A 478-nucleotide genomic window follows, 5' to 3' on the forward strand; every position below is an offset into this window, starting at 1 on the left:
CATTACAAACGCTCCTCTTAAAAGTTATCGAAAGAACTATTCCAACTATCAAAATTATGACATATAAAACTGATATGGCGTTTGAAACGCCACCATCTAATATGAAGGTAGTTTAACTGCTTAAACTAAACTCACCTAATAAGGCGGCAGGTCGCAGCAAAGCTCATTTACATTATTATGCCATTTCAGTATGTTTACCGAAACGCTTGGCTATAGTAAGTAAACTTAGCGGAGCCCTGTCCCCTTTCCTTCATCCAAAAGAATGAACAAAACAGCGGTGGATATATAAAAACGGCAGATTATAGCTCTGCCGTTTTTCTTCATGCCATCAGCCCGCGCTCGTTAGCGAATTGCTCCGCTTCAGAACGGTTATGGACCTTGTTTTGCTTTAAAGCTTCAAGTAAAGAAATATAAAAGCTTCCGTCAAAATTCTTTTGTGTCTTCAAAGTCATTTCAATCGCCATGTTAACGAGAAAAT

General features: G+C 38.5%; 1 protein-coding gene. It reads right to left on the minus strand.

Translation table 11 applies throughout. The features are described 5' to 3' along the window. Positions 1 to 320: 320 nt before the first annotated feature. Positions 321 to 464, minus strand: a complete 144-nt coding sequence (locus AC2JF9_RS08690) for a DUF6123 family protein (RefSeq protein ID WP_500726967.1) — start codon at positions 462 to 464, stop codon at positions 321 to 323. Positions 465 to 478: the final 14 nt, after the last annotated feature.

The sequence above is a fragment of the Lactobacillus sp. C449L genome, assembly GCF_059900815.1.

What these genes read in the sequence shown, in the direction of transcription:
- AC2JF9_RS08690 (WP_500726967.1), bottom strand. Translation starts at nt 464, where the DNA reads ATGGCGATTGAAATGACTTTGAAGACACAAAAGAATTTTGACGGAAGC.